Below are 5,261 nucleotides of genomic sequence, written 5' to 3' on the forward strand. Positions count from 1 at the left end.
TACCGAGCGCCTCGTCGGTCGCCCAGTGCCAGTCCTCGACGTAGGTAAGCTGCAACTGCGCCACGGCGGGCCCGGCGAGCTTCAGGTGTGTGTCGCGCCATTGCCCGAAGGCGGGGTTCAGCCCGCGGTAGGTGTCGGACATGTTGAGCCCGCCCATGAACGCGGTCTCGCCGTCCACGATCACCGTCTTGCGGTGGTTGCGGAAGTTGATCTGAAGCCGCGAGGTCGGGCCGCGCACGTCGCGCGGGTTCAGCACCTTCACCCCGGCGGCGACCAGTCGCTCGCGGTAGGACGCGGGCAGCCCGTAGCAGCCGACGCCGTCGAAGATCATCCGCACCTCGACACCGCGCGCGGCGGCGGCGATGAGGTGGTCGGCGAAGGTCCGTCCGGTGTCGTCGTCGTCAATGATGTAGTACTGCACCAGCACGTAGCGCTGCGCCTTGTCGATCTCTGCGAAGATCGCCGCGAAGGTGTCGTCGCCGTCGACCAGCAGGTTCAGCGCGTTGCCCCCGGCGACCGGCATCTCGGCCAGCGTCTCGAAGGCGCGGAACGCCGGCTTGCGCTGCCGCGGCGCCACCGAGCGCGCATAGGCGCCGAGCTTGCGGATCAGCGCGTGGCTGACCTTGCGGTGCCGGGTGTAGCCGTGCAGCTTGTGGTGCCCGAAAATCAGGTAGGAGGGCAGCGCGAACCATGGCGCCGCAAGCAGGAACACCACCCAGGCCACGGTGCCCTGCGGCGTGCGTGCATGGCTGAGCACCCGCCAGATGGCCAGCCCCACGGCAAGGGGCAGCAGGACGGCGAAGATGACGGAGATCAGGATACGCAGGTCGCTGACGATCATGGGATCACTTCTACAGGGAATTTCTTAACCCTGACAGGGGCGAAGAGTTCCCCGGCGAGGTTTCCGGCCCGCCCGTCGCACCCCCTGCCCGCCACCCTGGTCACCGGCACGTCGTCCGGCGTGGCGCGCACCCCGGCAGCGCCGTTCAGAGGTCGAAGGTCGCCAGCACCGGCGCATGGTCCGAGGGCTTTTCCCAGCCGCGAGCGGCGCGCAGGATGCGGCTCGAATGGCCGGCACCCGCGATGTCAGGCGTCGCCCAGACGTGGTCGAGACGGCGGCCCTTGTCGGCCGTGTCCCAGTCCCGCGCCCGGTAGGACCACCACGAATAGAGCTGGCCCTCGGGGATGTCCTTGCGGGTGATGTCGACCCAGTTGCCCGCCTCCTGCGTCTCGGCCAGCGCCGCGACCTCGACCGGCGTGTGCGAGACCACCTTCAGCAACGCCTTGTGGGACCAGACGTCATCCTCGCGCGGGGCGATGTTGAGATCGCCCACGAGGATCGACTTGCCGAAACGCTCGGCCCGGAACCAGTCGCGCATCTCGGCGAGGTAATCGAGCTTCTGCCCGAACTTCTCGTTGAGCTCGCGGTCGGGGATGTCGCCACCGGCGGGGACGTAGAAATTGTGCACGGTCACGCCGTTCTCGAGCTCGGCCGCGACGTGGCGGGCGTGGCCCAGCTGCGCGAAATCGCGGTCGCCCACGTCCCGGATCGGCAGCTTCGACAGGATCGCCACGCCGTTGTAGCCCTTCTGGCCCCGCGCCACGATATGGCCGTAGCCCAGCGCCCGGAACGCCTCGAGCGGGATTTTCTCGACCGGGCTCTTGCACTCCTGCAGACAAAGCACGTCCGGCGCCTCCTCGGTCAGGAGCTGGCAGACCAGCGCCTCGCGCAGGCGGACGGAATTGATGTTCCAGGTGGCGAGGGTGAAGGACATTGCGGTCTCCTGAGGCGGTCACGGGTTGGGCGGTCACGTGCCGGGTGGGCATGGGCCGGGTGGGCATGGGCGCGGGGAACGTCGCACCGGGCGGGGCCGGGCGCAACCCCGCCCGTGGCCTCCGGGTACCGGGGCTCAGAGCACCAGCACGAGGACGAGGATCGAGAGCCCGAGGAAACCGATGCCTCCCAGCTCGCGCCGACTGACGCTCTCCTTGAAGAACAGCACCGAGGCCATGAGCGAGAACAGCAGCTCCACCTGCCCCAGCGCCTGCACGTAGGCCGCGGTCTGCAGGGTGAAGGCGATGAACCACGAGAGGCTGCCCGCCATCGAGGTCAGCCCGAGCCACACCGCGACCTTCCGCGCGTTCCAGACCGCCGCGATCTGGCCGGGCTCGGCCACGCGCAGCCAGAGCGACATGGCGATGACCTGGCTCACGACGACGCAGACATAGGTCACCGAGGCGCGCAGCACCGGGTCGTCGCCGGCGATCTCGAGCGAGGCGGCGCGATAGCCCACCGCCGAGAAGGCGAAGAAGAAGCCCGAGGCGAGGCCCAGCGCCACCGAGGGGTTCGCCACCCGCCGCATCAGGCCGCCCGAGAGACCGGGCGTGTCGGACAGCAGCAGCACGCCCACGAGCCCGATCAGGATCGCCGCCCAGCCGGCGGGCGAGATCACCTCGCCCAGCACGACGGCGCCGAGAATCGCGGTCTGGATGACCTCGGTCTTCTTGAAGGTGATGCCCACCGCGAAATTGCGCTGCCGGAAGATCGCCACGACGCAGATGGTGGCGAGGATCTGCCCCAGCGCGCCGATCCAGGCGTAAATCCAGAACGCCCAGTCGAGTTGCGGCCAGCCCTGCCCCGTGGACCAGAGGTAGATCCCGGTGAACAGTAGCGCCGGCGGCAGCGCATAGGCGAAGCGCGCGAAGGTCGAGCCGGTCGACGTCAGCGCCCCCATGCTCAGCACCTTGTGGAGCATGAAGCGCAGGGTCTGAAAGAAGGCGGCAGAGAGGGTGACGGCGATCCAGAGGTCCATGGGCGCAAGCTATGACGGGCTTTGCGGCGAATGACCAGATCGCTTGGCAACGCAAGGGGATAGGATGCGCGCGCGCTCGAACTCCGTACCTGCGTCGCGGTCGGATGGGGGCGCTGCCCCCGTCTCCTGCGGAGACTCCCCCGGGATATTTCTGGCCAATGGAAACCGGGAGCGCCGCGCCGCGTGTTTCCTCTGGCTTCAAATATCCCCGCCGGAGGCTCCTGCCGGTGTCGCCGGCGCGGAGGCCGGGATCAGAGCGCCCGCCATTCGCCCGGCGCGAGCCCTGCCACCGACCAGTCGCCGATCGACCAGCGCACCAGCCGCAGGCAGGGCAGGCCGACATGGGCGGTCATCCGGCGCACCTGCCGGTTGCGGCCCTCGGTGATGGTGAGTTCGAGCCAGGCATCGGGCACCGACTTGCGGAATCTGACCGGCGGCACCCGCGGCCAGAGATCGGGCGGCGGCAGGCGGCGCACCGTGGCGGGTCGGGTCGGGCCGTCGTTGAGGGTGACGCCGCGGCGCAGCTGCGCGAGCTGGTCGTCGGTCGGGTCGCCCTCGACCTGCACGAGGTAGGTCTTGGGCTTGCGGAACTTCGGATGCGCGATGCGGGCCTGCAGCGCACCGTCGTCGGTGAGCAGCAGCAGCCCCTCGCTGTCCCGGTCGAGCCGCCCCGCGGGATACACCCGCGGCACCTCGACATAATCCGAGAGCGTTGCCCGGGGGCTGTCGGCATTGCCCTTGTCGGTGAATTGCGACAGCACCCCGTAGGGCTTGTTGAGCAGGATCAGCATGTCAGCGGCGCTCCGCGAAGAAACCGCGCAGGAGGATCTCGGACTCCGCCGCGGCGATGCCATCGTAGACCTCGGGCACGTGGTGGCACTGCGGGTGCGCGTAGACCCGCGCGCCCTGCGCGACACCGCCGGACTTGGGGTCGGCGGCACCGTAGTAGAGCCGGGCGACGCGGGCGAAGGAGATCGCCGCGGCGCACATCGGACAGGGCTCGAGCGTGACGTAGAGATCGTGCCCCGGCAGGCGCTCGGAGCCCGCATCGGCGCAGGCGGCGCGCAGGGCGAGGATCTCGGCATGGGCGGTGGGATCGTTGAGCTCGCGCGTGCGGTTGCCCGCCGCCGCCACGACGCGGCCGTCGGGGGCGACCACGACGGCCCCCACGGGCACCTCGCCGCGCGCGGCGGCGGCCCGCGCCTCGGTCAGCGCCTGTGCCATGTGACTGCGAAAGCTCATGGGGCAGGCTCATATCCGGTCGCCGCGGCTTTGGCGAGGCGCTTCCCCCGGGCGCGGTCCTGCTGTATGGCAGGCGCATGACAAAACCGCCCGCCCGCCGCAGCCCGGCACGCCCCTCTCCTGCCGCCGGTCCCAAGTCGGGACCGAAGACCGGCGCCAAGCCCGGAGCAAAAGCCGGTGCCAAGCCCGGCACCCCGTCGGGGGCGCCATCGGGCGCGCCCGCCGGTACGCCTGCCGGCGACCGCATCGCCAAGGTGCTTGCCCGCGCCGGCGTCGCCAGCCGTCGCGAGGCGGAGAAGATGATCGAGATGGGCCGCGTGGCGGTCAACGGCGAGATCATCACCCGCGCCGCGCTCAACGTGACCGACAAGGACAAGGTCACCGTCGACGGCAAGCCCGTCGACGCCCCCCAGGATCCGCGCATCTGGCTCTACCACAAGCCCGCCGGGCTGGTGACCACCACCAAGGACGAGCAGGGCCGCCCGACGATCTACGACGACCTCCCCGAGGAACTCCCCCGGGTGATGAGCGTTGGCCGGCTCGACCTCAATTCCGAGGGGCTGCTGCTGCTCACCAACGACGGCGGCATCAAGCGCAGGCTCGAGCTGCCCTCGACGGGCTGGCTGCGCAAGTACCGGGTGCGGGTGAACGGCAAACCCAGCGACGATATGCTGGCCCCCCTGCGCGCCGGCATCGTCGTCGACGGGCAGGCCTTCCAGCCGATGGAGGTCACGCTCGACCGCCAGCAGGGCGCCAACGCCTGGCTCACCATCGGCCTGCGCGAGGGCAAGAACCGCGAGATCCGCCGCGCCATGACCGACATCGGGCTCACGGTGAACCGGCTGATCCGTGTCTCCTACGGGCCCTTCCAGCTTGGCCAGCTCAAGCACGGCGAGGTGCAGGAAGTGCGCAGCAGGGTCGTGCGCGACCAGCTGGGGCTCGAGGGCGCGAAATCCAACCGCCCGCAGCCGACGCGCCGCCGCAAGCCGGCGCCGGACGGCGCCAAGGAATCGCCAAAAAGGCGATAACCCCCTGTTAACCTTCGTGAAATAATCGTGGATTTTCCCGCGATATGCCGCTTTTTCGCCCGGTTTCACCGTCATCTCAGGTTTCATGATGACGACGATCCTGGCCTTTGTGATTCTCCTGGTGACAACGCTGCTGGTTCTCGGGAACCTGCGCACGGTCGCGCATGACACGTTCGAA

Annotated in this window: 6 protein-coding genes; 1 reads left to right on the plus strand and 5 read right to left on the minus strand. The window is 69.5% G+C overall.

What is annotated here, in order from left to right; translation table 11 throughout:
- From HC022_RS18620 to HC022_RS18640, 5 genes are all read right to left on the minus strand, one after another.
- Positions 1-841 (minus strand): phospholipase D-like domain-containing protein (locus HC022_RS18620; RefSeq protein WP_175583641.1); only part of this gene is annotated, 841 nt, incomplete at its 3' end.
- 145 nt (positions 842-986) lie between these two features.
- Positions 987-1,775, minus strand: a complete 789-nt coding sequence (locus HC022_RS18625) for an exodeoxyribonuclease III (protein WP_008883209.1) — start codon at positions 1,773-1,775, stop codon at positions 987-989.
- A 135-nt stretch (positions 1,776-1,910) separates the two neighbouring features.
- A complete protein-coding gene (locus HC022_RS18630; protein ID WP_167453420.1) occupies positions 1,911-2,813 on the minus strand; it encodes a DMT family transporter in 903 nt (300 codons plus the stop codon).
- 251 nt (positions 2,814-3,064) lie between these two features.
- Positions 3,065-3,604, minus strand: coding sequence for a pseudouridine synthase (locus HC022_RS18635; RefSeq protein ID WP_089958786.1), 540 nt, complete (start codon positions 3,602-3,604; stop codon positions 3,065-3,067).
- A 1-nt stretch (position 3,605) separates the two neighbouring features.
- Positions 3,606-4,055 (minus strand): nucleoside deaminase, encoded by a 450-nt coding sequence (locus HC022_RS18640; protein ID WP_167453421.1) that lies wholly within the window; start codon positions 4,053-4,055, stop codon positions 3,606-3,608.
- 77 nt (positions 4,056-4,132) lie between these two features.
- Between HC022_RS18640 and HC022_RS18645 the strand changes: the two genes are divergently transcribed.
- Positions 4,133-5,083, plus strand: a complete 951-nt coding sequence (locus HC022_RS18645; RefSeq protein ID WP_167453422.1) for a pseudouridine synthase — start codon at positions 4,133-4,135, stop codon at positions 5,081-5,083.
- Positions 5,084-5,261 lie beyond the last annotated feature (178 nt).

It is taken from the genome of Salipiger sp. HF18 (assembly GCF_011806505.1).
GTDB classification, from domain to species: domain Bacteria; phylum Pseudomonadota; class Alphaproteobacteria; order Rhodobacterales; family Rhodobacteraceae; genus Salipiger; species Salipiger thiooxidans.

What these genes read in the sequence shown, in the direction of transcription:
- HC022_RS18645 (WP_167453422.1), top strand. Translation starts at nt 4,133, where the DNA reads ATGACAAAACCGCCCGCCCGCCGCAGCCCGGCACGCCCCTCTCCTGCC.
- HC022_RS18630 (WP_167453420.1), bottom strand. Translation starts at nt 2,813, where the DNA reads ATGGACCTCTGGATCGCCGTCACCCTCTCTGCCGCCTTCTTTCAGACC.
- HC022_RS18625 (WP_008883209.1), bottom strand. Translation starts at nt 1,775, where the DNA reads ATGTCCTTCACCCTCGCCACCTGGAACATCAATTCCGTCCGCCTGCGC.
- HC022_RS18635 (WP_089958786.1), bottom strand. Translation starts at nt 3,604, where the DNA reads ATGCTGATCCTGCTCAACAAGCCCTACGGGGTGCTGTCGCAATTCACC.
- HC022_RS18640 (WP_167453421.1), bottom strand. Translation starts at nt 4,055, where the DNA reads ATGAGCTTTCGCAGTCACATGGCACAGGCGCTGACCGAGGCGCGGGCC.